Source organism: Thermostichus sp. MS-CIW-26 (assembly GCF_054059115.1).
The window spans coordinates 1-24,287 of sequence record NZ_JBSSBV010000039.1 but is presented as its reverse complement, the minus strand read 5'-3'; the positions used below and the strand labels follow the sequence as shown (position 1 = coordinate 24,287).

Here is a 24,287-nt window from a genome sequence, read left to right as displayed (position 1 = left end):
CCCTGCAAAGTGCGGTCAATTTCTTGACGCAACTCTTGTGGGACTATCAGCTTGCAACGTACAGAGATAGTCTGGCTCATGGGCTTATTGTAGTTCATCCAGACTTTTGACCAGCAAACCTATAAGGAGGAGGGCTTTCCTCTCGACACCAAGCCTGCGGCTATGGTGCGGGCCTCCAGCCCGAAAATTTGGTGACTCTAGAGGGGGGATCCGCCCCCTTTTTTCCTTTAGGGCTGCAGATAGAGGCGGTGCTGACGGATATAGTGCTCCACAGCAGGGGGCACCAGGTAGCGGATAGACCCTCCCTTTTGGATTTGCTGTCGCAGGTAGGTGGAAGAGAGCGTCAGGGTAGGGGCTTCCAGGATTTGGGCTTGGATGGGCAGCTTTGCGGCCACCGCCTGCAGCACCTGGGCGGCATCGCCGGCATCCACCCGTGGGGCAACAATCCAATGGCAGAGGCGGGCCAGTTCTTCCGCTTGATACCACTGGGGCAGGTCCCGCAGAGCATCCACGCCGATGATCCAGTACCACTGGGTATTGGGTTGCTCCTGGATGAGGGTGCGCAGTGTCTCGATGGTGTAGGAGCGCCCCGAACGGCGGATCTCCAGCTCTGAGCAGGCGAAGCGCTCGTGGTCGGCAATGGCCAGCTTGACCATCGCCAAGCGGTCGGCTTTGCTGGCGCCAGGGGCCAGAGGCTTGTGGGGGGGATCCCCTGCCGGCATCCACAGCACCTGATCCAGGTCAAACTGCCAAAGGGCTTGTTCTGCCATGATCAAGTGGCCATGGTGCACAGGGTTGAAGGTTCCGCCCAGAATGGCAATGCGGCGGTGCTTCATGGCTGCTGGCTCAGGTAGGTGATGGCATCCCGCAGCCAATCTTCTGTTGGGCGGGGGTGAGTGGGCAGAGCTTGCAGGGCAGCTTGAATTTCCTGAGCACTGTAGCCCAGGGCCAGCAAGGCCATTTCCACCTCTTCTCGGATGGGCATGGGCGGCCCTCCGGCCAAGGGTTGATCCGCAACTCCCACCCCCTGTCGCCAGTGGGCCAGCTTGGTTTTCAGCTCCAAGGCCAGCCGCTGGGCCGTTTTATGACCTACCCCCGGCGTGAGGGAGAGCAGGCGCACATTTTCGGTCACCACCGCCTGAATCAGCTCCGGCAGGCCGAAGGTATTCAGCAGGGCCAAGCCCAAAGCCGGCCCCACCCCCGAGACTTTGATGAGTTCCACAAACAAGTCCCGCTCGGCTGGCGAGCCAAACCCGTACAACACCAGCTCAGTCTCTCGCACCACCAAATGGGTGAACACCCGGACGGGCTCCCCCACTGCGGGCAGTTGCTTGAGAAAACGTCCTGGGGCCTTGACGCGATAGCCGATCCCCTGCACCTCAACAGTGAGGCTACTGCGCTCTCCCCATTCGATGGCCACAAGGTGGCCGCTTAAAAACGCGATCATGCTGCGAGTTTAATCTGGGTTTGGGATGCTCTGCTCGACTGGAGCTCCAAAGTCGGCCAAGCAATCTAAAGTCCTTGCCAAAGGCTGCTTCCCTACAAGGCTATTTCACAGACCATTTCTCTACCTGTAGACTGTTCCCCATCCAGCTCTGTATTCTCCCTCATCCATGCCGATTCGCCCTTTTCCCATCGGCCAATGGCTTTGGATCCTGTTCTCGCTGGGGGTGCTGCTCTTTCTCCATCTTCCTCTGCTGGTGATCGTCCTTTATGCCTTCAGCCCCGATGAGGCGACCTTGCGCTTCCCTTTGCCGGGGCTGACCTGGCGCTGGTTTGCCGTGGCTTGGGGGCGGGCCGATATTTGGCGGGCCTTGTTTTTGTCTTTGCGGGTGGCTTTGCTGGCTACCGGAGTGGCAGTGGTGCTGGGATCCCTGGCGGCAGCAGCAGTCTATCGCAGCCGATTTTTTGGCCGCGAGACGATCTCGTTTTTGGTGTTGCTGCCCATCGCCTTGCCGGGCATTGTCTCCGGGATCGCCTTGCGCTCGGCGATCCATTTGCTGCATATCCCTTTCAGCTTTTGGACAATTGTTATCGGCCATGCCACCTTTTGTCTGGTGGTGGTGTACAACAACGTGCTGGCGCGGTTTCGCCGCATGGGACGCTCTCAACTGGAGGCTTCTGCCGACTTGGGGGCCAATCCTCTGCAAACCTTTCGGTACATCCTTCTGCCCGAACTGGCCTCGGCCCTATTGGCGGGATCCCTGCTGGCGTTTGCCCTGTCTTTCGATGAAATCATCGTCACCACCTTCACCGCCGGCCAGCAGCAAACCTTGCCGATTTGGGTGTTTAGCCAGCTAACCAAGCCTCGGCAGCGTCCGGTGATCAGCGTGGTGGCCCTGGGGGTGATCGGCCTGACGGTGCTCCCCATTTGGCTGACCCATCATTGGACTCAAGAGAAAACCTCAACTCGCTGATGGCTCTTTCCAACCTCAGGCAAGGTTTGCGGCTTAGAAGGATCCCCAAGCATTGGCCGGAGTCGCTGTAACAGCAAAGAAACGCTGGCCCTGGTTGATCGCAGAGCCCTTGTGAGAAAATGTAACAAGCATTTCATTTGTGAAAATTGAGGTATCTATGGCTGTCACTCGTGCCGGACGCGCCCCTCTCGTGCGGGGCAGCAGCGAGGGAAATCCTGCCAAGTTCATGGAAATGGCCAGCGCTTTGCTCAGCACCCGCACCCGCCAAGGCAGCGGCAAAAAGGTTCAGGATCGCTCTTCCTACGGCAAGGCGGGCAACCCGCAAGAGTTTATGCAGATGGCCAGTGAATTGCGCCGCTCCCTGGAGCAGCAGGGTCGGTAGCCAATCCTGTCCACCCCCAGGGGATCCCCGTCCAGTTGCCTAAGCTGGACGGTTTTCTTGCTGCTCCTCTCAAGCCAGAGGCGGCCAATCGCTTCTGAGGCCACTCACCGGTGTTGGATCCCGTTACAGGCCCAACTTCGAGTCCAGAGCTCCGCCCTTGAGCTTCTGTGCAATGAGCCGGCAGAAGAGCAGCATGTCAGGATGGGAAAAGTGCTCATCGGGGCGCTCTTGCCGGTGGACGTGATTGAGGCCGAGACGACATGAAAAACAAAGGCTTTTGGCTGGCCGGGATCCTGGGGGTAATCTTGGATCAGGCGACCAAGCACTGGGCAGTGGAACGGCTGCTGCCGGGGCCAGAGATTGAGCTGTGGCCAGGGGTGTTTCACCTCACCTACGTGGAGAATACCGGCGCTGCTTGGAGCCTGTTTGAAGATTCGGCAGAGCTCTTGAAGTGGATCTCGTTGGGGGTAGCGCTGGCATTGGGGCTGCTGGCCATCCGCGGCGGGATCCTGAGCCGTTGGGAACAGGCGGGCTATGGCTTGGTGTGGGCAGGAGCGGTGGGGAACGGCATCGACCGCTTCGTCAACGGCTATGTGGTGGATTTTTTCAATTGGGTCTGGATCCGCTTTCCGGTGTTCAACGTGGCCGATGTGGCCATCAACCTCGGGGTGGCCTGCCTGCTGATCGGTTTGCTACAGGACAACTCGAAGAAAACGGGATCGACTTCCGCCTCGCCCTGCCTGGAGAAAAAGCCCGGTCGCGACAGCACCCACTTTAAGGATTGACGAGCCGATGAACAGCCTTCAGGGATCCCTTGGGACGCTCAGGCCTTTGGCCAGGGGGATCCCCGGTCAGCTGCAAGGACTCCGTCCGCCTATTGCAAACGGCTGGCTTGCTGAGCCACCTGGCAGAAGCGCTCGACATCTGCGGGCAAAGTGTTAAAAGCTGTCACCAGGCGGATCAAGCGGTGACCTTCCCCCAGCCAGCGGTAAAACCGAAACCCCGCCTGCTCCAGGGCCTGGAGAACCGGCTCCGGCAGCTCGATAAAAACCTCATTGGCCTCGGTAGGATACACCAACTTGGCTCCCGGCAGGGATCCCAGTCCCTGCGCCAACCGTTGGGCCATCGCGTTGGCATGGCGGGCATTGCGCAGCCACACCCCATCCTGGAGATAGGCCTGCAATTGGGCAGACAAAAAGCGCATCTTCGAAACCAGATGGCCACTGCGCTTGCGACGAAACTCAAAATCGCCCACCTGATTTGGATGAAAAAACACCACCGCTTCCGCAGCCCAGGCTCCATTTTTGGTGGCCCCAAAGGACAGCACATCCACCCCCGCTTTCCAGGTCATCTCGGCAGGGGTGCAACCCAAACTAACCAGGGCATTGGCAAAGCGGGCCCCATCCATATGCACCTTAAGGCCAAAGTGATGGGCCAAATCCGCCAGGGATCCAAGCTGCTCCAAGGAGTAGAGGGTGCCGGCCTCAGTGGCTTGCGTCAGGCTGAGGCAGGCAGGCTGCACGTGATGAACCACCCCAAACCCCGCCCGCTCCAGGGCTGCTTTTAAGTTGCCCCAGTCAATACGGCCTTGCTCTCCGGGGATCCCCACCAACTTGGCCCCACCTGTAAACAGCTCTGGCGCTCCACATTCGTCCAGATTGATGTGGGCCTCGGGATGGCAATAAATGGCCCCGTAGGGCGGGGTGAGCACCGAAAGGGCCAGGGCATTGGCAGCAGATCCCGTTGCCACCGGAAACACCGCCACTTCATGCTCAAAGATCTCGGCGAAGAGCCTCTGCACCTGCGCTGTGCATTCGTCCCCTCCATAGGGCATGGCGGATCCCCTGAGGGCCAACAGGGCTTCCATCACCTCAGGACAAGCGCCTGTGACATTGTCGCTGCAAAAGTTCATGGCATGGACAACCCAAGGGATCTCGCCGAGAAAGGGTTAGGGCCGGCTTACTTCGCGCCAACCCAACCGGGATCCTCCAAAGTATCCCAGTCCCGACCTGCCTCTCCCTCAACCGTTTGCAATAGCGGGACAGAGTCCTTTTGGGGATGGGAAGGCAGCTCAGGCTGGTCGCGATAGCGGGACGGAGTCCTTTCGCAATAGCGGGATGGGGTCTTTGCACTCCACCACAACCCCAAAGCGGGCCCCAACCCCAACAACAGGCCCAGCCCCGCCGGCGCAACAATGCCGGAGCCCAGGCTCATCAACAGGGCAAAAGCAAAATTAGCTACATAGAGCACCAGCGGCCCCACCAACTGGCGGCGGTCAAGGATGGGTTGATCCTCGCCCCACAGCAGATTGGCCACCGTCATAAAGGCAGCCCCGGTCAGCATCCAACCCCCGAAGTTTTGCAACGGCATGCCGAAGAAGGGCCCCGGCTGAAACCACGTCCAAAACGGGATCAAGCCGCGGGTCATGGCCGGATCCAGCACGAAGTCCCAGGCGGTGAGCAGCAGGGCCCCCAACATGATGGCCTCGAAGTGGATCAACCAGTGGCGCTGGGTTTGCAGAGCCACACGCGCCAACAAATAGGACGACAACCCCACATAAAACCAAGACAGAGGGATGGTAAAAGGCACCAACCCGGCAATCTTATAGCCCAGCCCACTCAGGTAGCCATAGTTGCCAAAGGGGATCCCGGTGCTGGTGCCCAACAGCTCACTGCCCAAGGAAATGCCCACCGCCGGGATCAAAAACATCAACAGGCGCCGCACCCCCAACAGCCGGGATCCCATCAGAGCTGCCGCCAGCGCACCGAACACCATGTAGGCCACGCCGCCATTGCCCATGCTCAAGGAGAAAGCTTGAATGCCAATGGGGGGCAAACTGGCCACCCACTCAGGATGGGGTACAACCCAGAGCAACCCTGCCAACCCAAAAAGCAAAGACAGAATGTGCAAACCCAGAGCTAAGGCCTCCAGCCGCTGCCAAATCGAGCCAGACAGGGGCAGAACACTTCGCCCAACAGAAGACTGGAAAGGCAGGCTGACGAGAACACCAGAGGACGAGAACCAACGCATGAGAAACTCCCGAAGAGTGGTTAAGCGAAGCCGCTCTGTCTCCTTGCAACCCATACGGCGGCTGAGGGAAAAAGCGGATGGCCCCAAGAGAGAGCCCGAAGCCAAGAACAAGCCCGCTTGCTTGCAGGCCGGCCTACTTGGGATGGCCCTCTGGGCAGGGATGTCACCACCGCTAACGGTGACACTGCTGATATTTTGCTGTCTATTGTATCAATTCGTAAACATATCGCCCGTTTTTCCTCAGGTCTCCTCCCCGTCTTCGCCGCAGGGATCCCGGGTGGGGGTGTACGCCCAGTTGGCTCGTGCTGTGGAGCGCCAGGACTGGCTTCAGGCCCTGCAGCTGGTGGATCTGTTGCAGCAGCACACGGAAGATCCCGCCCAGCGTCAGGATCTGGAAGACTATCGGCTGGAGCTGGAAAAATATCGTTCTGCTTATGGGGATCCGCCGCCGCCCCAGTGGCCGTTTTTGCACAAGCCCTTTGTTGGGGAATTTCCTGTCACCAACCTCTTCGACCATGACTTGCCTTTGGGGGAGAGGGATGGCAACGGACGGTTTGTGAGTGGGCAAGGCCAAGTTTGGATCCCCGACCCGCTGCACCCGTGTGGCAAAAGCGATGGCCATGCCGGTTATGACTGGGAGATGCCGGTGGGAACCCCGATTTTGGCTGCTGCCGCAGGACGGGTCACCTTGGCCCGCGAGGAGCCGGAGTTTTTTTGCCCCAGCTTGGGCCGACCGGTCAGGGGGTTGCGGGTGCGCCTTTTGCACGAGCCAGAACTCTCGGAGGGGGAGAGAACAGACGGGAGAGCACTTCCCCGCTGGGAGACCCTCTACGCCCACCTCAGTCAAATCGGGGTGCAGGAGGGGCAAGTGGTGGCCGCAGGAGCAGTCATCGGCCTATCGGGAGACAGCGGCTGTGCCAGCGGGCCCCATCTCCATTTCGAGGTGCGTCGCTTCGACAACACCAACTCCGGCCAACCAGCTGCCGTCGATCCCTATGGGTGGTTTGGGTCTGGCCTGGATCCCTGGAGCATTCATCCCCTTGGGGCCGAAAGCCTGTTCCTTTGGCAGGTGGGACAAGCCCCCAGTTTGGGAGCTTGCTGGCAAGGGCAGCGATAGCCGAGACGGACATCCGCTCCGCGCGAGACCTCGCTGACAAAGATGGATATTGACAGGCAGATTCACAACAGTCACAACAGATGATGGACTTATAGATCTCGACGGACAAAGCCATCCCCCTCCCATTGGTAGAGGGTAGCCCTCAAGTCACGGCTGGCACCGGGCGGGCTTGAGATGACCAGGATCCCTTGCGGGCTGACCCGCAGGCTGGCATTGCTCAGATCCGTCACGCTCAGCAGCGGCACAAGTCCCTCAGGCCGGTGTTCCAAGACCAAGACAGAGCGCAGCAGGCTGATGCCCCCTCGCTCGGTAAGGAGCACCAACTTGGGCTGTGGGCTGGAGGTAATGTCCGTGCGCAGGTGAGCCTCCACCAACCGTCCTGGGATCGGCTCAGCTGTGTGGAGTAGACGAAAGCTATACCCCCCCTGGTGCTCGAAGCTGAGAACGCGCACCACCGGCTCCACGGTGGGCTGCCGCTGAATCTGAAACACGGCCACCACATCCTGGCGAGATGGGGAAGTTAGGCTGGCCGGGAACAGGCGTAGGTTTTCGCCACGATTGCCGCGAATGAAATCCCACCAGATGGATTGATTGAATAAAGCCACAACCCCACCTCGAGCAGCGCCGCCCTCAGAAGGAACCGGCAGCAGCGGAAGCACAGGCTGGGGATAGGCAGGAACAGCAGCAACCGGTAGAGTGGCAGCCAAGGCCGCTCCCCAGGCTATTCGACCACAGGAACACAACAGCTTCCGCATATTTCCTCACTCCTCGCCCCTAAAATTCTAAAGGACTCCAAGGTTCTCCCAGTCAACCAAACAGCCGGGATACAGGGATCCCTTTTATGTCGAACGCAACCTCGATCTCACCTTGATCTCGCCTGGCAATGGGCTACCAAGTTAGGGTGAAAAGCCTGGAGCTTCCTCTGTAGCCAACAAAGTCGGCTTGGAACGACGCCCCGCCAATTGGAAAGGATCCCCCAGGAGCAAGGGGCAGCCCCCCCCGACGGAGGGCTCTATTTTTCGGCAGCCAAAAACAATTGGGCCCGCCAAAAGCAGGCAATGGACTTGCTGTCCAAATCCATTCCCAAACGGGACATTTCTGTAAGCTCAGAAGCAGAAAACTCCACTACGGTAATATCTTCATCCTCATCCTTATCGGGAGGGGAATCCAGCACTTCCAGCTCCCGCGCCAAATAGGCATACATAATCTCGCTGGAATAGCCGGGGCACAAATAAAATTGGCCAAGGGGATCCCAGCGATGGGCCCGCAGGCCGGTTTCTTCTTCCAGCTCGCGGCGAATGGTGTCATCGGGATGCTCCCCTGGCTCGACTGTGCCTGCCGGAAATTCATAAAGGTAGGAGGCAACCGCAAAGCGATATTGACGAATGCAGACGAACTTGCCTGCTGCAGTTACAGGCACGGCCACCACCCCCCCGGGATGGATGAGGTACTCCCGCTCCCCCTCTTTGCCGTTGGGAAAACGCAAACGCTGGCTGACGAAGGTGTATTTGTGGCCTTGATAGCGCAGGCGCTCGCGAATCACCTGAGATGGGTTTTGCATGGCAAGGGATCCCGAGAGTAGAGCCGCTCTCAGCTTAATGGTTTTCGGCGCTGTTGCAACCGGGCAATCCAGAGGGATTCACACATCCCTGGGATCCTCTGTCTGGGATAGAGTCAGGAAAAGCAGGGATCCAAAAGTTGCAGGCCATGATTTACCCTCCCTTGAAGGAGTTTCTTGCCCTTACCCAACAGGGCAACTTCATCCCGGTGTACCAGGAATGGGTGGCGGATTTGGAAACGCCGGTTTCTGCCTGGTATCGGGTCTGTGCCGGCCAGCCCTACAACTTTCTCCTGGAGTCGGTGGAGGGGGGGGAGCAGGTAGCCCGCTACAGCTTCCTGGGCTGCGACCCCCTGTGGGTATTGGAAATACGGGGAGATCAAGCCCTACAGCGCTACCGCGATGGCCGACAGGAGCACCACCAAGGGGATCCCTTCGCAATTTTGGCCCGCTGCTTGCAGCCCTATGAGCCGGTGCATTTGCCGGAATTGCCCAGCAGCATCGGCGGCCTGTTTGGCTACTGGGGCTACGAGCTGATTCGCTGGATTGAGCCCAAGGTGCCCATCCACCCCCTGCAGCCGGGGGATCCCCCTGATGCCGTTTTGATGCAGGTGGACAGCATCCTGCTCTTTGACCAGGTGAAGCGCAAGATCTGGGTGGTGGCCTTCGCCGATACCCGTCACCACGCTGCCGAGGAAGCCTATGCCCAAGCCTGCCGGCGGGTGGAAAAGCTGATGCAGCAGCTCAGCGCTCCTCTTTCCCTGGCCCATCTGCACCTCAACTGGAAGCCCCACCTGTCGGAAAGGACTCCGTCCCGCTGGCGCGAACAAATCCCCCCCAGCACCCTGAGCCGCCCAGCCTACTGCCAAGCGGTGGAACGGGCTAAGGACTACATCCGCGCCGGAGATATCTTCCAGGTGGTGCTCTCGCAGCGGTTTACCGTCTCCCTTGCCGGGGATCCCTTTTGCCTCTACCGCTCGTTGCGGCTGATTAACCCTTCCCCTTACATGGCGTTTTTGCAGTTTGGGGATCTCTGCCTCATCGGCTCCAGCCCAGAGGTGATGGTCAAACTCAGCCGGGTGGGAGAAGACCGCATCGCCACCGTGCGCCCCATTGCCGGCACCCGCCCCCGTGGCACCACCCCTCAGGAAGACCGGCAGTTAGAGCAAGAGCTGTTGGCAGATCCGAAAGAACGGGCCGAACATGTGATGCTGGTGGATCTGGCCCGCAATGACCTGGGACGGGTCTGCCAACTGGGATCTGTGCAGGTGGACGACCTGATGCAGATCGAGCGCTACAGCCATGTGATGCACATCGTCAGCAACGTGGTGGGGCGGCTGGATCCCCAGTACAGCGCCTGGGATCTGCTGCGGGCCACCTTCCCTGCCGGCACTGTTACCGGCGCCCCCAAAATCCGCGCCATGCAGATTATTCATGAGCTGGAAGGATGCCGCCGCGGGCCCTATGCCGGCGCCTATGGCTACTACGACTTTTCCGGCCAACTGAACACCGCCATCACCATCCGCACCCTGCTGGTTCATCAGGGCCAGGTGAGCTTGCAGGCCGGGGCAGGTATTGTAGCCGACTCGGATCCGGAGCGGGAATACCAAGAATGTCTAAACAAAGCGCGGGGCATGTTAATGGCTGTGGCCAGTTTGCAGGAGACCTAGCCCATGTTGGCCCAGTTGCGCTTCAGCCCTGCGGTTCGCGTCAGCGGGACGGAGTCCTTACAGGAGCTCCAGCAGCCGGATCCAGAGACCGTAGAGCAGGCTTTTGAACTGTTTTCCACAGAGGGCTATCTGGTGTTGCCGGAGATCTTTCCCCCCGAGCTCATCGACAAGTTGCACAGCAGCTTTCTGGCCACCTACAGCCGCTACTGCACCCACGAGCACCACGCTGATGCCCTGTTGGTGGGCAATAGACGGGTGATGGTAACGGTTCGCCTGGAGGGCCCCTTCAACGATCCCCTCCTCTATGCCCATCCTCTGATCTTGCCCATCCTGAAGCGGATTTTGGGGCCGGAGTTGATCTTGAGCGGGCTGGGGGCGGTGGTCTCTCTGCCGGGATCCGCCGATCAACAAGTTCACCGGGATCTGTCTCATCTGTTTGGCGACGAGACCTTGGATGCGATCATTCCTTGCTATGCCCTGAATTTGCTCATTCCTCTGGTGGATGTCAACGAAGAGAACGGCATGACCCGTCTCTGGCCCGGTAGCCATGCGGTCTTCGATGCCCACTATACCGAGCTGGCCCAGCAGATGCCCTTTGTCGATCCGCCCCTGGCCAAGGGATCCTGCCTCCTGTTCGACTACCGCCTGATTCATCTGGGTCGGGCCAATCGCTCGCCCGCTCCCCGTCCTCTTCTCTACAACACCTACAGCCGCGCTTGGTTTCGGGATCCCATCAATTACACTCAGCAACCTCCCCTGGTGATCCCGGCCCAAGAAAAAGAGCGGATCCCAGCCGAGCATCAGCGCCTATTCGTGACGGCACAGATTGTGTAGACGGCCCGGAACTGCGAGCTGACCGAAAACTCGGCGGCTCAGGCCCCGGCATTTATGCCTAGGGATAAGCTACCGTCTCCTGATAGGATGTGAGTATCGCTCCACCCATTTATAGAAAGGTGCAGTGCTGAAGGTGAAGTAGAAGTATCTGGGGTGTTTCCACATCCCAGTAGCTGGTGCGTTCGCCTTGGCGGCGCGAAGCGCTTTGGCGTCCCCCACGGTGCTGCGGTATAAGCCACATGCTCGGTGTAGCTCAGTCAGTGGGAGTTGTTTTGCTGGCTGAGAGCGGATCCTCTGGCTTTAGCCGTGGGGAGAACGTCAACCTGATACATTTACGCTGAACACTGCTGAACATCACTGTTCAACTATGCAGCGATAGCATTCTGTTTGTTTCCAACCAGAATGGCGGTATCCCGCAAAGCTTTGAGTAGAATACCCAAAGCGCAGTTTCCGTGTCGTCTTACTACCAATTTTCTGCTTTGCTTTGGCTACCATGTTGGCAGACTCGAAAGTAAACAGAAAGATCAACTGGTAGTAATCCGTACTGAACATATTATACATTATTTTCAGTATAGTTGAGCTTATTATTGACTAGAGTCATGCTCTCCTCTTGTTTGAGGAATCCGGTCAGCTAGACCGCCGAGAAGCGACGCCCTCTATGTATCAGCATGAGGGTCAGGATGAAAGGCGGAAACCCTTGCTATGGTAAACACAGAGCGGTGGGGCATCCCGTTCTTAAAGCTCAGGAAATGTCCTTAACAGGAGTCACTGAGAAGCTCGTACTCTATGCATCAGCATGAGTGCGGGAGTATGTCACGATGTCTCAGAATGGGGGTGGTTATCCCCGTTATTGCAGTTTGATTGCGCATCCCACCATGAGCGAAAAGATCCCTCAAGATCCCTCCTCGCCGGAAATGGCGGCTGAGATGGCCTTTGCTGCGGAGCCCAGTTTAGAGGAGGTAGGAGCTACTGCGGAAGAAACCACCCCAGACTCGGATCCCGGCAAGGGATCCCCTGGCACCGGCGGGTCGAATGCGCAGCGTGTCCGTCAACTGCTGGGCATGAAAGGAGCAGAGGTGGAGTCTCGCTCCATTTGGCAGTTGCACTTGCAACTGATGAAGCCTGTCACCTGGATCCCTTTGGTGTGGGGTCTGATTCCGGGGGCGGCATCTTCCGGTCACTTCACCTGGACTTGGGAGAATGTGGCTCTCATTTTGGTGGGCATGATTCTGGCGGGCCCCCTGATGACGGGCTATACCCAAACGGTGAACGAATACTACGACCGCGAGATCGACGCCATCAACGAGCCCTACCGCCCGATCCCTTCGGGGGCCATCTCTCTGCAGCGGGTGGTTATCCAAATCTGGGTGCTGCTGATCTTGGGGTTGGGCTTGGCCTACGCTCTGGACTGGTACACGGGCCATGACTTCCCGGTGATCACCTGCATTGCCTTGGCGGGAGCCCTCATTGCCTACATTTACTCGGCGCCCCCCCTGAAGCTCAAGCGCAACGGCTGGCTGGGCAACTATGCCCTTGGTGCCAGCTACATCGCCCTGCCCTGGTGGACAGGCCACGCCTTGTTCGGCGAGCTAAACTGGACGGTCTGCATCCTGACGCTGATCTACAGCTTGGCCGGGCTGGGGATTGCCGTGGTCAACGATTTCAAAAGCATCGAAGGGGACAGGCAGTTTGGCTTGGCCTCTTTGCCGGTGATGTTTGGGGCGATGGGGGCCGCTTGGATCTCGGTGCTGATGATCGACCTGTTCCAGTTCGGCATGGCCTCGTTTTTGCTGGGGGCGGGCCTAAAACTTTACGCGGCCCTTTTGGTGCTGCTGATCATCCCGCAAATAACCTTCCAAGATATGTACCTCCTGCGGGATCCTTTGAACAACGATGTGAAATACCAAGCCAGCGCGCAGCCCTTTTTGGTGTTGGGCATGTTGGTGGTCGGGCTGGCGTTGGGCCGCTCGGGGCTGTGGTAGTCGAGCCGACGGCAAAGTGCCCATCTTGGCAACAGAGGTGACGGCTTCCGCCCTGGGTTCGGCCCGACATCTGGGCCAAGATCAAGTCAAGATCAAGTCAAGATCAAGTTAAGTTGAGCCAGGGATCCATCCCCTGCAAGGATCGTTGGCGGATCCCTGGAAGCTGTTATGGCCCTGGGCCAAAGGAGATATCCAATGAAGCTGTTGTTTCCCCTCCAACTCGGCCTAAGCCTGGCTTTGCTCTTGGGGCCGCTGGCCGTCTCTCCCGCCCAAGCGCAGCGGATCGTCATCGACGGGCGGGGGATCGTGGTAGAACCCAGCACAGGTGGCTCGGTGATTCTCAATCCCGACCAGCCGGTCTTTTCTCCAATCTTGCCCTCTGCAGTTCCTTTTTCCATCGATGAAGAAGGCAAGATCGTCTCTGCCCCTGGCTACCGCTGCAGTGCGGCTACTGCTGCCGACAACTCCCCCATCATCTGTCGCTCCCAGTTCAACCGCAACGACGTGGTGGTGTATGAGCGGGACGGCCAATCCAACACCTTCCTTGTGAACATCGACAACACGGTGACCCGGCCCTCCGGCAGTGGGCTGCGGATTGTGCCCAACCCTGAACCGGCGACTCCCTCGGGTAGCGGCCTGCGCATCATCCTAGACTGAGGGCAGGGATCCCTTCACCTCTTGTCCAGTTGCAACCGCAGCATTTGCTCTGCATCCTAGAGAGCATGCCTCTAACCCCCAAAACCCTGAACTTTGCTGAATTTACTGAGCTTTAGGCGGTTTGGCAAAAGTCATTGAGAGGGATATAGTAGACCAAGTTTCCCCCTGATCCTTGAGTCCACCGCAACGGTTGCCGGGAAGTGAAGGGGGAAAGCGCTCGGGGGGTATTCCTCAGGGCTTTGCGGGATACCGCCTTCCTGCTCAGAGATAGGCAGGATGCGATCGCTTCTTTCCTGAACCATGTTCAGGAGAGTTCAGCGTGAATGTATCAGGTTTGGCGAAGAAATAGCCCTGGCCATACTCGCAGTTCAACAGCCTCATTGGTGCAGTCGCTGTAGGGTTTCGATCCCCTCGGCAGTGACATCCATTCCCAGGCTGCGGGCCAAGGTGATGATCAGGCAATGGTCTCGGCATTTTGTTCATTCGGCCCCCAGCGCGAGATGAAGGAGTGATCGATTTTCAGGCCATTTTTTCAGGCCATTGATGAGGTAATCCTGCAGGCCCCTGAGAGAGGAGTAGCCTGGGCCGAAGATCAAAGCCCCCGCAATTGCGCCAGTTGCTCTGCCGCTAGAAACCGTAGCCTATTTTGCGGTCTAAGGAGATCTTTCGGTGCTGGGGTGGTATTGTTGCCGTCTTTCTTCCAATTCCATCAGGATCTGCTGATGACGCTGCCGGGTGATTGGGTAGAACCACACCAGCAAGATCCCGCCGATCAAAGCCACTCCCGGTAAGGGGCCAATGGCAACGCGAATGGCCAACAAAGCCGATTCCGGCTGGATGGGCAGGGCCTCTCCGGCCACCGAAGGCACGAAGCCGGCCCAATCCAGAGCTTGCCCCACGAAAAACAGCCCCAGTGCCAAGCCCACCTTTTGTAAGAAGACCATAAAAGCGTAGAAGATCCCCTCCCGCCGCTCCCCGGTTTGCAGCTCATCCAGGTCGATCACATCCGGCAACATGGACCAAGGGCCGAGATAGGCCGTAGCAGAAACCCCAATGCCGGCCAACAGAGCCAGCCCAATCATGATCCCCTGCTGCCCGGGCTGGAGAAAAAACAGGCCTGCCTGCGAGATCAGCCAAAACCCCGCCCCAATGAGGTACATGGTGCGCTTGTCCAGATGGGTGCTCAGTTGGGTCCAACCGAACAGCGTCAGCACTGCGATCCCCTGTACCGCCAGTACCACCAGGGAAATCCACACCTCCGGCAGGCCCATCCAGAAGACGATGAAATAAGGGATGATTGTGGCTGTGAACTGAAACGCTAGCCAAGAACACAGGTAGATGCCGCTGACAAACAGGTAGGGGCGGTTGCTGAAGGCCACCCGCAGTTGTTGAACCAGGGGCATGGGATCCCGTTGGGATGGATACCGTTCTCGCACCCCCCAAAAACAGATCAGCAAGGGCACAGCCGAGATCACTCCAAAACAGGCTCCGGCCAGCAGATGGCCGGCAGCCCGATCCGGCAGCAGGTTGACCAAGAGCGGAAAGGTAACCACCGCAACCATGCTGCCCCCTACAGAGAAGGCAAAGCGGAATTGGTTGAGCTGGGTGCGCTCGTCGTAATCCTGGGTCAGCTCCGCTGTCAGGGAGGCGTAGGGAATATTGGCCGCAGAGTAGAAGGTATTGAACAAGAGCGACACCGCCAGGTAGTAGGCAAACAGGGGGCCAATCCGACCGGGAAAAGGGATCCACCACTGGGCCAGGAACGTGAGGCCAAAGGGGAGGGCTGCAAACAGCAGCCAGGGGCGGCGACGGCCCCAACGGGTGCGGGTGCGGTCGCTGAGAATGCCGATGATGGGATCGTTGATGGCATCCCAAAAGCGAGTGATGGCGTAGATGCTGCCGGCTAGGCCTGCCGACATGCCAACGGTATTGGTGAGAAAGGGCAGCAGGAAAAAGATGAGGATGTTGGCCGTCATGCCTGTGCCCAGATCCCCCACCCCATAGGCCAGCTTCGTCCACAAACTGAGTCGCTGTCTGGTCATCATGTCCCCCTGGAATGCCAGGATTCCAGTGTAGGGGGTAGGTGGAGATTTCTTTTTTGGGGATCCCTGGAAAAGCTGATCAAAATTCAGGGTCTTCTCCCAGTTCCCGTAGCCGCTGGGCCAGTCGTTCGGCTCGGGAGCGTTCCAACTCTGCCCGCTGCCGTTCCAATTCTGCCCGTTGCCGTTCCAATTCAGCCCGCTGCCGTTCTAGTTCAGCTCCCGTAGGCAACAATTGCCCTGCCCTATCATACCAGCGCACCCAAAAGCGTTCTCGCCCCTCGTAGGATCCCCACCACCGACCGATACTCAAGTCCAAATCGGGCAACAGAATTGGGGGATGTTCTCCAGCGCCTGAGCCGGGGAGCAGCTCATAGTGTCCGCCCTGGAGTTGATAAACATTCAGCTCATCGGTCTCTAGCTCGAAGGTGACGTAGTAGGGGATCCGCAGCCGCCTTTCGTAGAGCTGGAATTTGGCTTGTCCGGGTTTTTCTTCCCCCTGGTCGTTGCAGATGATCTCCAAGATGAGAATAGGCAAGATATTCCCTTCATCCCAAACCACATAGCTTTTGCGGGCAGTGCCATCCCGCCAACGGGGAACCCCCAGCACCAGAAACAAATCTGGAACAATGACCTGCCGGGGTAGGGCGTAGTAAAGGCCCATATTGCAAGCCACAAAAAAGTCTTGCCGATCTGACCAGTGCAGCAGCAGCGGTTCCCGAAGGAGGGGGTATTGGCGGCCTTGATCCTCGTTGTCCAAGGGGGTGTCGTCTGTATCGGGCAAGTCGTGCTGGGTGGGCCAGCGATAGGGGGCGATGGTCATGGCCAGGCAGGAGCAGTATGCCTCCACTGTAGCGAATGGGTTAGGACTGCATTTGGCTCATCGCCTCCAGATCCAGCACCTTGGCCACCTGTTCCGGGGTCATCAAGTTGCGCTCTAAGACAATTTGCCGAATGGGCTGGCCGGTTTCCAAAGAAGCCTTGGCCACTTCTGCAGCTTGCAAATAGCCGATGTAGGGGTTGAGGGCGGTCACCAAAGCCAGCGTCCCTTCTGCGTAGCCGCGGCAGCGCTCCGGTTTGGGGGTGATGCCTTGAATACAGCGCTCGGCAAAGACCCGCAGGCTGCTGTTCAGAATCTGCAGGCTGTGCAGGAGGTCATAGGCAATCAGGGGCATCATCACGTTGAGCTCAAATTGCCCCGCCTGAGCACAGAGGGTGATGGCGGTATCCAGCCCGATCACCTGGAAACAGACCATGTTCAACATCTCGGCTATCACCGGGTTGTACTTGCCAGGCATGATGGAAGAGCCGGGCTGCACCGGCGGCAGTTGGATCTCCTTCAGGCCGGTCTTGGGGCCAGAATCCATCAGCCGCAGGTCGTTGGCCAGCTTGATGCCATCTTGGGCCAGGTTGCGCAGGGATCCCGACAGATGCACAAAGGGGGCCATGCTCTGCATCGCCGCCATGGGGTGGGGAGCAGGGGTGAGGGGCAACTGGGTATACTCTGCCAGCCGTTGCACCACCTTTTGCCGGTACTGGGGATGAGTGTTGAGGCCGGTGCCGACGGCGCTTCCCCCCAGCCCCAAGCTGCACAGGGCCTGGCTGGCCTCCTCAATCCAGCGACGGTGTTGGGCAAAGATGGCCGCGTAGGCGCCGAAGCTATCCCCCAGCCGCACTGGCACCGCATCCTGCAAATGGGTGCGACCGGCCTTGAGGATGCCGCGAAACTCTTGGGCCTTCTGCTCCAGCGCCGCTACCAAATTGTCCAGCGTGCCCAGAAAATCCCGTCGCACCCGCAGCAGGGCAGCCAGACGAATGGCGGTGGGGATGACATCGTTGGTGGACTGGCCGTAGTTGACATGGTCGTTGGGGCTGACCCGCTCGTAGCGGCCCTTGGGCTCCCCCAGGATCTCCAGAGCGCGGTTGGCCAGCACTTCGTTGACGTTCATGTGGTGGGAGGTGCCCGCCCCCGCCTGGTACACATCCACCACAAACTGATCCCGCAGGGATCCCTGGAGGATCTCATCCGCCGCTTGGACAATCGCCTTGGCCACCTCTGCCGGAATGCACCCCAGCTCGCCGTTGACCTCCGCCGCCGCCTTTTTAATCAGCACGCAGGCCTCCACATACTCTGGCAGGGGCTTGAGGCCGCTGATGGGGAAGTTCTCCAGGGCACGGGCGGTCTGGATGCCGTAGTAAACCGACTGGGGTAGTTGCCGCTCCCCCATTGAGTCTCGTTCGCTGCGCACCTCAGCCAAGGCTTTTCCTCCCCCGTTCGCGGATCCTTGGGCTAGCTTCCGGCAGCCTTCTCTGAGGGTGTCTCGACGGCTGCAGATAAGTTTTGTAAAGTAGCCTGCAACTGCTGGCTGAGGCGCTCGTTGTTCTCTGCCAAGACCAACACCATGGCCGCACAGGCCAGATGCACCCCCGCTCGAAATTCTGCCGAAGACTTGTACTGGATCAGCGCTTCGCTATCCCCTTCCCGCGGGCTGAGGATGAGCTGAACCGACTTTTGGGCCAACTCTGTCAGTTCCCGTTCCGTTAAACCGAGCTGCACCGCTTCTGCCCTCCCTGCTGGCCGACAAACAACCCTCGATCCTGTTCAAGATCGCCACTTTGGTATCCTACCGCGGCCTGGCAGGATCCCCAAGTGAGCGGGCCTTGACAACGCTTGACGGCTCTAGAAAGAGACGGAAAATGCCGGTTAGTATAGGTGCAGCCTGCCTTAGCCTGCGGGCCAGTGGCCGACTTTGATTGGAGAGTCCAAACTCAGGGTTCGGCACTGCTCCGAAGGGGGCTAGTCCTACTTAGCATTTGTCTTGTGTTGTTATTTCGTTGAGAGAGGAAAACTTGACCGTAGAGCGTCCACCTGACCGCTTCCCCCGCAAGCAGCGCGCAGAGCTGCCGGCCATCAACGAGCGCATCCGCTTCCCCAAAATCCGCCTTATCGATACCGACGGCACTCAGTTGGGGATCATGAGCCCGCGCGAAGCCCTGCGCCTGGCAGAAGAAAAAGATCTGGACTTGGTCTTGGTGAGCGAAAAGGCCGACCCGCCCGTCTGCCGCATAATGGACTACGGCAAGTTCAAGTTTGAGAAGGAGAAGAAAGAACGGGAGGCCCGCAAGAAGCAACACACTGCCGAGATCAAGGAAGTGAAGTTTCGCTACAACATCGGCGAGCACGACTACAACGTGCGCCTGCGCAGCGCCCAACAGTTCTTGGGGGATGGAGACAAGGTGAAAGCCACGGTGATGTTCCGCGGTCGTGAGGCCCAGCACGCCGAGTTGGGGGAAGAATTGCTGCACCGCTTGTTCAAAGACTTACAAGAAGTGGCGGAAATGCAGCAGCCCCCCCAAAAGGAAGGGCGAAACATCACGATGATTCTCTCTCCCAAAAAATCGGTCTGAGGAGGGATCCCACCCATGCCCCTTGCCGTTGGGGATCCGGCTCCGGAGTTCACCCTGCCCGATGCCGAGGGCAATCCCATCAGCTTGAGCCAGTTGCGGGGACAGCGGGTGGTGCTCTATTTTTACCCGCGGGACAACACCCCCGGCTGCACCCAAGAAGCCTGCGGCTTTCGGGATGCCTACGCTGACTATCAAGCCCACGGCATCGCCATCTTGGGGGTGAGCGCCGACGATGCCCGTTCCCACCAAAAATTTGCCCAGAAGCTGCAACTGCCCTTCCCCCTGTTGGTGGATGAGGGGGCCAAGGTGGCCAGGGCTTACGGGGTCTATGGGCCGAAAAAGTTCATGGGCAAAGAGTACAACGGCATTCACCGCACCACTTTTGTTATTGATCCGGAGGGGAAGATCGAGGCCGTTATCACCAAGGTCAAGGTGGAAACCCACGCAGCGGAGCTGCTCAAGCAGTTGACCGGCTCTTAGGCTTTCCGGTGGGAGTTCGGCAGACCTGCTGCTGGGCTCGTTGTTCTGGAACCTGAGCCAAGACGGGAACGAAAAGAGCAAAAAAAGATGTAAAGTGCCGGTATTGATTCCTCGTGGGCTAGGGCCGTGTCCCGACGCAGCCGTACCCTCAAGTCGATTCACGACAGCTACCAAATGTTGGGTTTGGCCGGCCAAGGGCAGTACGGGCGTGTATTCTGTGCCCGTCCCCGTCAAGGAGGAGACCTGGTGGCCCTGAAGGAGCTGCCGGCGGAGCGCTTTCCCACCCAAAATCTGCTGCGGGAGCTGCGCCATCTGCTCACCCTCAACCACCCCAACATTACCCGCTGCTACGCCCTCGAACATGCCCGCGAAGGTCGCTACCTGGTGTTGGAGTACTGCGAGGGAGGCACGCTGCGGGAGCTGATCGACCAGGTGGAGCAAGGGCTGTGGCTGCCGGTCAAGCAGGTTTTGGGCTTTGTGGATCAGATTTTGGCCGGGTTAGATCATGCCCACCGGCAGGGGGTGATCCACTGCGATGTCAAGCCCGAGAACATCCTGCTCAAGCCCACGCCCCAGGGCTGGCAACTGAAGTTGACGGATTTTGGCATCGCCCGTCGCCTGCAGCCTGCTGCCGGCGAGATCACCGCCACCGGATCCCCTGCCTACATGGCCCCGGAGCGGTTTTATGGCCAGTTCAGTCCCGCTTCCGATCTCTACGCGGTGGGGATCATCCTGGTGGAGCTGCTGACGGGCCGACGGCCTTTTTCCGGATCTCCCGGCCAGTTGATGCACGCCCACCTCAACCAGCCGTTTGTCTGTCCAGAAGGGATCCCTGCCCCGCTGCGGGAGGTGCTGGAGATAGCCCTACGCAAGTTGCCCTTGCGGCGGTTCCGCACTGCTGCCCAAATGCGGTCGGCTTTGGCGGTGGTTGCCCAAGAGTGGCAAGAGCCGGCCAGTTGTTGGGTTGGCCCTCGCCTGCCCAGATGGCCGCCCCCTGGGGTACAGGTTTGGGATCTGCCGGATCTGGGCTCTGTTGACACTGGCGGGATGGAGTTCCTGGCCGAGCAAAAGTTCTGCATCTGCGAGGATCCCAGCGGCTCCAGATCCCCGCTGCTGTTGCGGGTGACCCCCCAGAGGCTGGAATGGCTGGAGCTCCAGAACCTTGCCCTGGGATCCCCTGCTTTGGCCCGTTTTTCCCTGGACGAGCCAATTCGGGCGGTGCTGCCCTTGAACACCTTCCCGGAAGCCCTGGCCTTCTCCCGAAGCAGCCTTTTGCACCTCAGCCCCAGCCGCATCCGCACCTTGCTCAGCTTTGAGGAGGATTGGCAGGCCACCTGGCTGGCAGAGCGACAGGAGCTGGTCTGGGCCACCGCCCAAGAGTTGGGGGCCGTACAATGGCAGCCGGCCACGTCGACAGGAACACAGCCTTTCCCCGATTCCCGCTGCTATTTTCGTTGGCCTTGGCAGGGATCCCTGTCCCGCTTGCTGGCCCTCTCGGAGCATCTGGTTTTGTTGACAGGTGTGGGGCAGCAGTGGGTGGAGATGAGCCTCTTGCCCTATCCCAAGGGACACCATCCCACTGTCGCGACCGGTTGGTCTCTGCAGACGGGATCCCAGCCCATTCGCTATCGCCTGCCCTTGGATCCCCAAGGGGGGGTGATCAGCTTGGGAGAACGGTTGCTCTTTGCGGCAACAGATGAGGGAAGGGAAGGCCAGCAAGGTTGCTGCCCCTATCTCCACTCGGTGCAGGTGAATCCGCTGCGGGTGCGCCGCTGGTTCTTGAAAGGGCAACCTGTCCAGATGGCCAAGGCCCCTTGGGGCGTGCTGCTGCTGTGTCGAGAGGGCGAGCAATCCACTTCCCTCTGGCTGTACAGTGAAAAAGGGGATCCCTTGGCCCAAGTAGCTGTGCCTAACGGCTCACAGGTGTTGCAGGTGGGCCAAAGGGGCAAGATTTGGCTGCAGGTGCCCAAAGCAGAGAAATCTCACCTGTCTCAGCTTTGGCAATTGGATCTGAACTGCTTGCCGGTGAGCGGACAGCCTTCCCAGGTGATGCTGTGCGACCCAGCGATCTAGAGTTTCGCCAAGGACTCCGTCCCGCTGTCGCGACCGGACTCGGCCAGAACCGCTATCAGCCCTAAGATCAAGTTTGAAGATCAAGTTTGGCCAGATGCCCGGCCAGCTCTGCTGGGCTGTGGACCAGGGGAGTGGTGATCTGTCCAGCCTGTTGGAGAACAAGCATGAGTCAGTATCTGCCGGAACCTGCTGCTGTGGAGGAGGATCCCAGCTTGTTGGTAGAGCGGCTGCGCCGCAAAGAGGGCCGGTGGCTGGATTGGGCCAAGGCCTGTCAAGCTTTGCAACGACAGAAAATGACTCCCCAGGCCATCTTCGAGGCAACCGGGTTTGAGCCCATTCACCAAAACCAGATCATCGTTGCGGCCCAAGTTTACGAAGGGATAGCCAAAGCAGGAGCCAGCCCAGCAGTTCTGGAGCATTTTGCCCACAAAGGTAGCGATATCCTCTACGAGTTGCGCATTCTCTCTCCACAGGATCGGGTTCGGGTGGCGGAATTTATCTTCAGTCGCCATTTGCATGCCGCTGATGCTCATGAGATCGCCCGCGCCGTGAAAAATTATGCCCAGCTCCAACAGCTTCCGGAAGGGTTTACGGATCACCCCGGCGATGCGGTAGCCTATCAAGCCTGGCGGACGGCCCAGCAAACCCGCGATCTGCAGGAGCGAACTCGCGCTATCGGTCGAGCATTTCAGTATGTCCACAGTGATACAGCCCGCCGACAGGTGGAGCAGCTCTTGTCCACGATTGCCACCAGCTCCCGCCCCCAACGCAGCGTTTTGCCCAAGCTGTCCGTGTTTCGCTTGGAAGAAGATCTGCCGCGACTGCTGCCGGTGGCCGGATCCCTGCCTCTTGCAACTGCCGCCTGGGAAGGGATCCCCTCCAGCCAGCCCCAAGGGCCCTTTGGCTGGGTCAACAGCCCGGCGGAGCAGACTTGGATGGCCTTGCCTGCTTGGCCAGTGATTCAAAAGGCCGGGGATCCGGTGATCCTTCAGGTGGAAAACCGGCTTTTGGGATCCCTGTTGGGTTTGCCGGTGCCTGCCGGTGAAGAACAGGATCCGGTTTTGCTGGTGGTCGATCGCGCCGCTCGGGTTTGGGAGGGAGCTCAGATGGCGGGATTTTTCCTGGTGGATCGGGCCGGATCCCTGGCGGTGGAGTGGATAGAAGACTCGCCCTCCTCTCCCCTGCTGGGCCAGGTGCTGATGGCCGTGCGCCCCCCGCGGGTTTTCGATGAGGTGCTGGCTCAGGATCCCTGGCAGTTGGAAGAATAGGCGTTGGGATCCCGCCGTTGTAGCCATTCGTGCTAGTGGTGCAGAGCACCGCGCCTGGACTCGCCCCCATGGCCTCACCCATGGCCTCAATTGAGCAAGGCCAAGTTATCCCGGTGGACGGCAGTATCAACCCCTTCGTAGCCCAGGATGCGGGGAATCTCGGCGGTTTTTTTGCCCTTAATCTGCCGCAGCTCCTCGGCGCTGTAGTTCACCAGGCCCCGCGCCACCTCCTGGCCGCTGGGATCGCACAGGCGCACGGCAGCCCCCGCCTCAAACTCCCCAGAAATGGCTGTGATCCCTGCCGGCAACAGCGAGCGCCCTTGCTCGCACACCGCTCGTACCGCCCCCTCATCCAAAGTCAAAGATCCCTCGGGGATGAGGCCGTAGGCAATCCATCGCTTGCGGGCGCTGGCGGGCTGAGGAGCCGGATCAAAGCGGGTGCCGATGGCCTCGCCGGTCAGAATTGCCGGGATCTGCTCAGGCCGTTTGCCATTGGTGATCACCACCGTTACCCCTGCAGCTGTAGCAATTTGAGCAGCGGTCAGTTTGGTGGCCATGCCGCCGGTGCCCCAGCCGCTTTTCCCCTGGGCTTCGGCCTTCACCTGTAGCGGGATCCCGGGCAACACCCGCTCAATGGGCTGGGCAGAGGGATCTCGGTTGGGGTCAGCCGAATAGAGCTTGTCCACATCGGTGAGCAGGATAAGCCACTTGGCCTGCACCATGCTGGCCACTAACGCCGAAAGCGAGTCGTTATCGCCGAATTTCAGCTCCTCCACTGCCACCGTGTCGTTTTCATTGACGATGGGAATAACCCCCATCTGCAGCAGTTGGGCAAAAGTGCGATTGGCGTTCACGTAGCGGCTGCGCTCCACCAGATCGCCGCGGGTGAGCAGCACTTGGGCAATTGGCTGGTTCAGAGCCGAGAAGAGGTCATCGTAAAGGCGGATCAACCGCCCCTGTCCCACCGCAGCCACCGCCTGCTTCTCGGCAATAGCCGTCGGTCGTTGCCGCCAGCCAAGGCGAGCACAGCCCACCCCCACCGCCCCAGAGGAGACCAAGATCACCGCATACCCCTGCCTGCGCAGGTGGGTCAGCACCTCCACCAGCGGCCCCAACACCGAAAGACGCAACAAGCCGGTCTGAGTATCTGTCAGGCTGGAGGTGCCGATCTTCACCACCACCGTCACGTCTGTTGTTGCCATCGCCGCTCTCAACCCATCCTCCCACCCCTCTATTCACCATAGCGCCACCATAGCGGAGTCAAGACGCAGCTGTATTGACCAAAAGGCGCGGCAAGCCCCGTCCTTCAGGGCAGGGAAGGATAGCGCCGACCGTAGCCGACGCCCTTTAAAAACGCAGTGCCGGCCATGTG

General features: G+C 59.4%; 23 protein-coding genes and 1 pseudogene. 12 read left to right on the top strand and 12 right to left on the bottom strand.

Features of this window, described 5'->3' with window-relative positions; genetic code table 11:
- Positions 1–227: 227 nt before the first annotated feature.
- Both nadD and ruvA read right to left on the bottom strand, forming a co-directional pair.
- The gene (nadD, locus tag ACVWZU_RS11420; RefSeq protein ID WP_011432197.1) at positions 228–836 is read right to left on the bottom strand and encodes a nicotinate-nucleotide adenylyltransferase; all 609 of its coding nucleotides are present in this window, start codon (positions 834–836) and stop codon (positions 228–230) included.
- Positions 833–1,447, bottom strand: a complete 615-nt coding sequence (ruvA, locus tag ACVWZU_RS11415) for a Holliday junction branch migration protein RuvA (RefSeq protein WP_457444970.1) — start codon at positions 1,445–1,447, stop codon at positions 833–835. Before ruvA ends, nadD begins: the two co-directional genes overlap by 4 nt.
- 166 nt (positions 1,448–1,613) lie before the next feature.
- Between ruvA and ACVWZU_RS11410 the strand changes: the two genes are divergently transcribed.
- The 3 genes from ACVWZU_RS11410 to lspA all read left to right on the top strand — a co-directional run bounded on the left by ACVWZU_RS11410 (position 1,614) and on the right by lspA (position 3,584).
- Complete coding sequence (locus ACVWZU_RS11410) at positions 1,614–2,417, top strand: ABC transporter permease (RefSeq protein ID WP_457444968.1); 804 nt, start codon at positions 1,614–1,616, stop codon at positions 2,415–2,417.
- A gap of 157 nt (positions 2,418–2,574) precedes the next feature.
- Positions 2,575–2,799: a hypothetical protein gene (locus ACVWZU_RS11405; protein WP_414332042.1), complete on the top strand. Its 225-nt coding sequence runs from the start codon at positions 2,575–2,577 to the stop codon at positions 2,797–2,799.
- A 260-nt stretch (positions 2,800–3,059) separates the two neighbouring features.
- Positions 3,060–3,584 carry a signal peptidase II gene (gene lspA, locus ACVWZU_RS11400; RefSeq protein WP_457444965.1) on the top strand — a complete coding sequence of 175 codons (525 nt, stop codon included), beginning with the start codon at positions 3,060–3,062 and terminating at the stop codon, positions 3,582–3,584.
- Between the two features lie 89 nt (positions 3,585–3,673).
- Here the strand turns inward: lspA and ACVWZU_RS11395 are convergent, their stop codons facing one another.
- Together ACVWZU_RS11395 and ACVWZU_RS11390 are read right to left on the bottom strand one after the other, a co-directional pair.
- Entirely contained in the window at positions 3,674–4,711 is a 1,038-nt protein-coding gene (locus tag ACVWZU_RS11395; protein WP_457388871.1) for a threonine aldolase family protein, read from the bottom strand.
- Positions 4,712–4,758: 47 nt separating this feature from the next.
- Complete coding sequence (locus ACVWZU_RS11390) at positions 4,759–5,829, bottom strand: carotenoid biosynthesis protein (protein ID WP_457444963.1); 1,071 nt, start codon at positions 5,827–5,829, stop codon at positions 4,759–4,761.
- A gap of 277 nt (positions 5,830–6,106) precedes the next feature.
- Here ACVWZU_RS11390 and ACVWZU_RS11385 point away from each other — a divergent pair, with 277 nt between their 5' ends.
- Entirely contained in the window at positions 6,107–6,946 is an 840-nt protein-coding gene (locus ACVWZU_RS11385; RefSeq protein ID WP_457444961.1) for a M23 family metallopeptidase, read from the top strand.
- An 89-nt stretch (positions 6,947–7,035) separates the two neighbouring features.
- Here the strand turns inward: ACVWZU_RS11385 and ACVWZU_RS11380 are convergent, their stop codons facing one another.
- Entirely contained in the window at positions 7,036–7,653 is a 618-nt protein-coding gene (locus ACVWZU_RS11380; RefSeq protein ID WP_414374941.1) for a hypothetical protein, read from the bottom strand.
- A gap of 305 nt (positions 7,654–7,958) precedes the next feature.
- Positions 7,959–8,507: an NUDIX hydrolase gene (locus tag ACVWZU_RS11375; RefSeq protein ID WP_457402962.1), complete on the bottom strand. Its 549-nt coding sequence runs from the start codon at positions 8,505–8,507 to the stop codon at positions 7,959–7,961.
- A 146-nt stretch (positions 8,508–8,653) separates the two neighbouring features.
- Here ACVWZU_RS11375 and trpE point away from each other — a divergent pair, with 146 nt between their 5' ends.
- Positions 8,654–10,174 (top strand): anthranilate synthase component I, encoded by a 1,521-nt coding sequence (gene trpE, locus ACVWZU_RS11370; protein ID WP_457402964.1) that lies wholly within the window; start codon positions 8,654–8,656, stop codon positions 10,172–10,174.
- A gap of 3 nt (positions 10,175–10,177) precedes the next feature.
- Entirely contained in the window at positions 10,178–11,008 is an 831-nt protein-coding gene (locus ACVWZU_RS11365) for a phytanoyl-CoA dioxygenase family protein (protein WP_457402966.1), read from the top strand.
- Positions 11,009–11,373: 365 nt separating this feature from the next.
- Here ACVWZU_RS11365 and ACVWZU_RS11360 read toward each other — a convergent pair.
- A pseudogene (locus tag ACVWZU_RS11360) lies at positions 11,374–11,557 on the bottom strand (hypothetical protein); the annotation flags it as partial.
- Between the two features lie 326 nt (positions 11,558–11,883).
- Between ACVWZU_RS11360 and chlG the strand changes: the two are divergent.
- Positions 11,884–12,990, top strand: a complete 1,107-nt coding sequence (chlG, locus tag ACVWZU_RS11355) for a chlorophyll synthase ChlG (RefSeq protein ID WP_414332050.1) — start codon at positions 11,884–11,886, stop codon at positions 12,988–12,990.
- Positions 12,991–13,185: 195 nt separating this feature from the next.
- The gene (locus ACVWZU_RS11350) at positions 13,186–13,647 is read left to right on the top strand and encodes a hypothetical protein (protein ID WP_414343398.1); all 462 of its coding nucleotides are present in this window, start codon (positions 13,186–13,188) and stop codon (positions 13,645–13,647) included.
- Between the two features lie 653 nt (positions 13,648–14,300).
- Here the strand turns inward: ACVWZU_RS11350 and ACVWZU_RS11345 are convergent.
- The 4 genes from ACVWZU_RS11345 to ACVWZU_RS11330 all read right to left on the bottom strand — a co-directional run bounded on the left by ACVWZU_RS11345 (position 14,301) and on the right by ACVWZU_RS11330 (position 18,243).
- A complete protein-coding gene (locus tag ACVWZU_RS11345) occupies positions 14,301–15,689 on the bottom strand; it encodes an MFS transporter (RefSeq protein ID WP_011432179.1) in 1,389 nt (462 codons plus the stop codon).
- Between the two features lie 79 nt (positions 15,690–15,768).
- Positions 15,769–16,509 (bottom strand): Uma2 family endonuclease, encoded by a 741-nt coding sequence (locus ACVWZU_RS11340; RefSeq protein WP_011432178.1) that lies wholly within the window; start codon positions 16,507–16,509, stop codon positions 15,769–15,771.
- 40 nt (positions 16,510–16,549) lie between these two features.
- Positions 16,550–17,935: an aspartate ammonia-lyase gene (locus ACVWZU_RS11335; RefSeq protein ID WP_457444972.1), complete on the bottom strand. Its 1,386-nt coding sequence runs from the start codon at positions 17,933–17,935 to the stop codon at positions 16,550–16,552.
- Between the two features lie 41 nt (positions 17,936–17,976).
- Positions 17,977–18,243, bottom strand: a complete 267-nt coding sequence (locus tag ACVWZU_RS11330; RefSeq protein WP_414332053.1) for a hypothetical protein — start codon at positions 18,241–18,243, stop codon at positions 17,977–17,979.
- Positions 18,244–18,587: 344 nt separating this feature from the next.
- Between ACVWZU_RS11330 and infC the strand changes: the two genes are divergently transcribed.
- The 4 genes from infC (at position 18,588) to raf1 (ending at position 22,915) form a co-directional block, all read left to right on the top strand.
- Positions 18,588–19,094: a translation initiation factor IF-3 gene (gene infC / locus ACVWZU_RS11325; RefSeq protein ID WP_457388865.1), complete on the top strand. Its 507-nt coding sequence runs from the start codon at positions 18,588–18,590 to the stop codon at positions 19,092–19,094.
- A gap of 15 nt (positions 19,095–19,109) precedes the next feature.
- Positions 19,110–19,574 (top strand): thioredoxin-dependent thiol peroxidase, encoded by a 465-nt coding sequence (bcp, locus tag ACVWZU_RS11320; RefSeq protein ID WP_011432174.1) that lies wholly within the window; start codon positions 19,110–19,112, stop codon positions 19,572–19,574.
- Positions 19,575–19,700: 126 nt separating this feature from the next.
- Positions 19,701–21,647, top strand: coding sequence for a serine/threonine-protein kinase (locus ACVWZU_RS11315; protein ID WP_457402970.1), 1,947 nt, complete (start codon positions 19,701–19,703; stop codon positions 21,645–21,647).
- Positions 21,648–21,811: 164 nt separating this feature from the next.
- Entirely contained in the window at positions 21,812–22,915 is a 1,104-nt protein-coding gene (gene raf1, locus ACVWZU_RS11310; RefSeq protein WP_457444959.1) for a RuBisCO accumulation factor 1, read from the top strand.
- Positions 22,916–23,001: 86 nt separating this feature from the next.
- Here raf1 and proB read toward each other — a convergent pair whose 3' ends face one another.
- Positions 23,002–24,117 carry a glutamate 5-kinase gene (gene proB, locus ACVWZU_RS11305; RefSeq protein WP_457444957.1) on the bottom strand — a complete coding sequence of 372 codons (1,116 nt, stop codon included), beginning with the start codon at positions 24,115–24,117 and terminating at the stop codon, positions 23,002–23,004.
- Positions 24,118–24,287 lie beyond the last annotated feature (170 nt).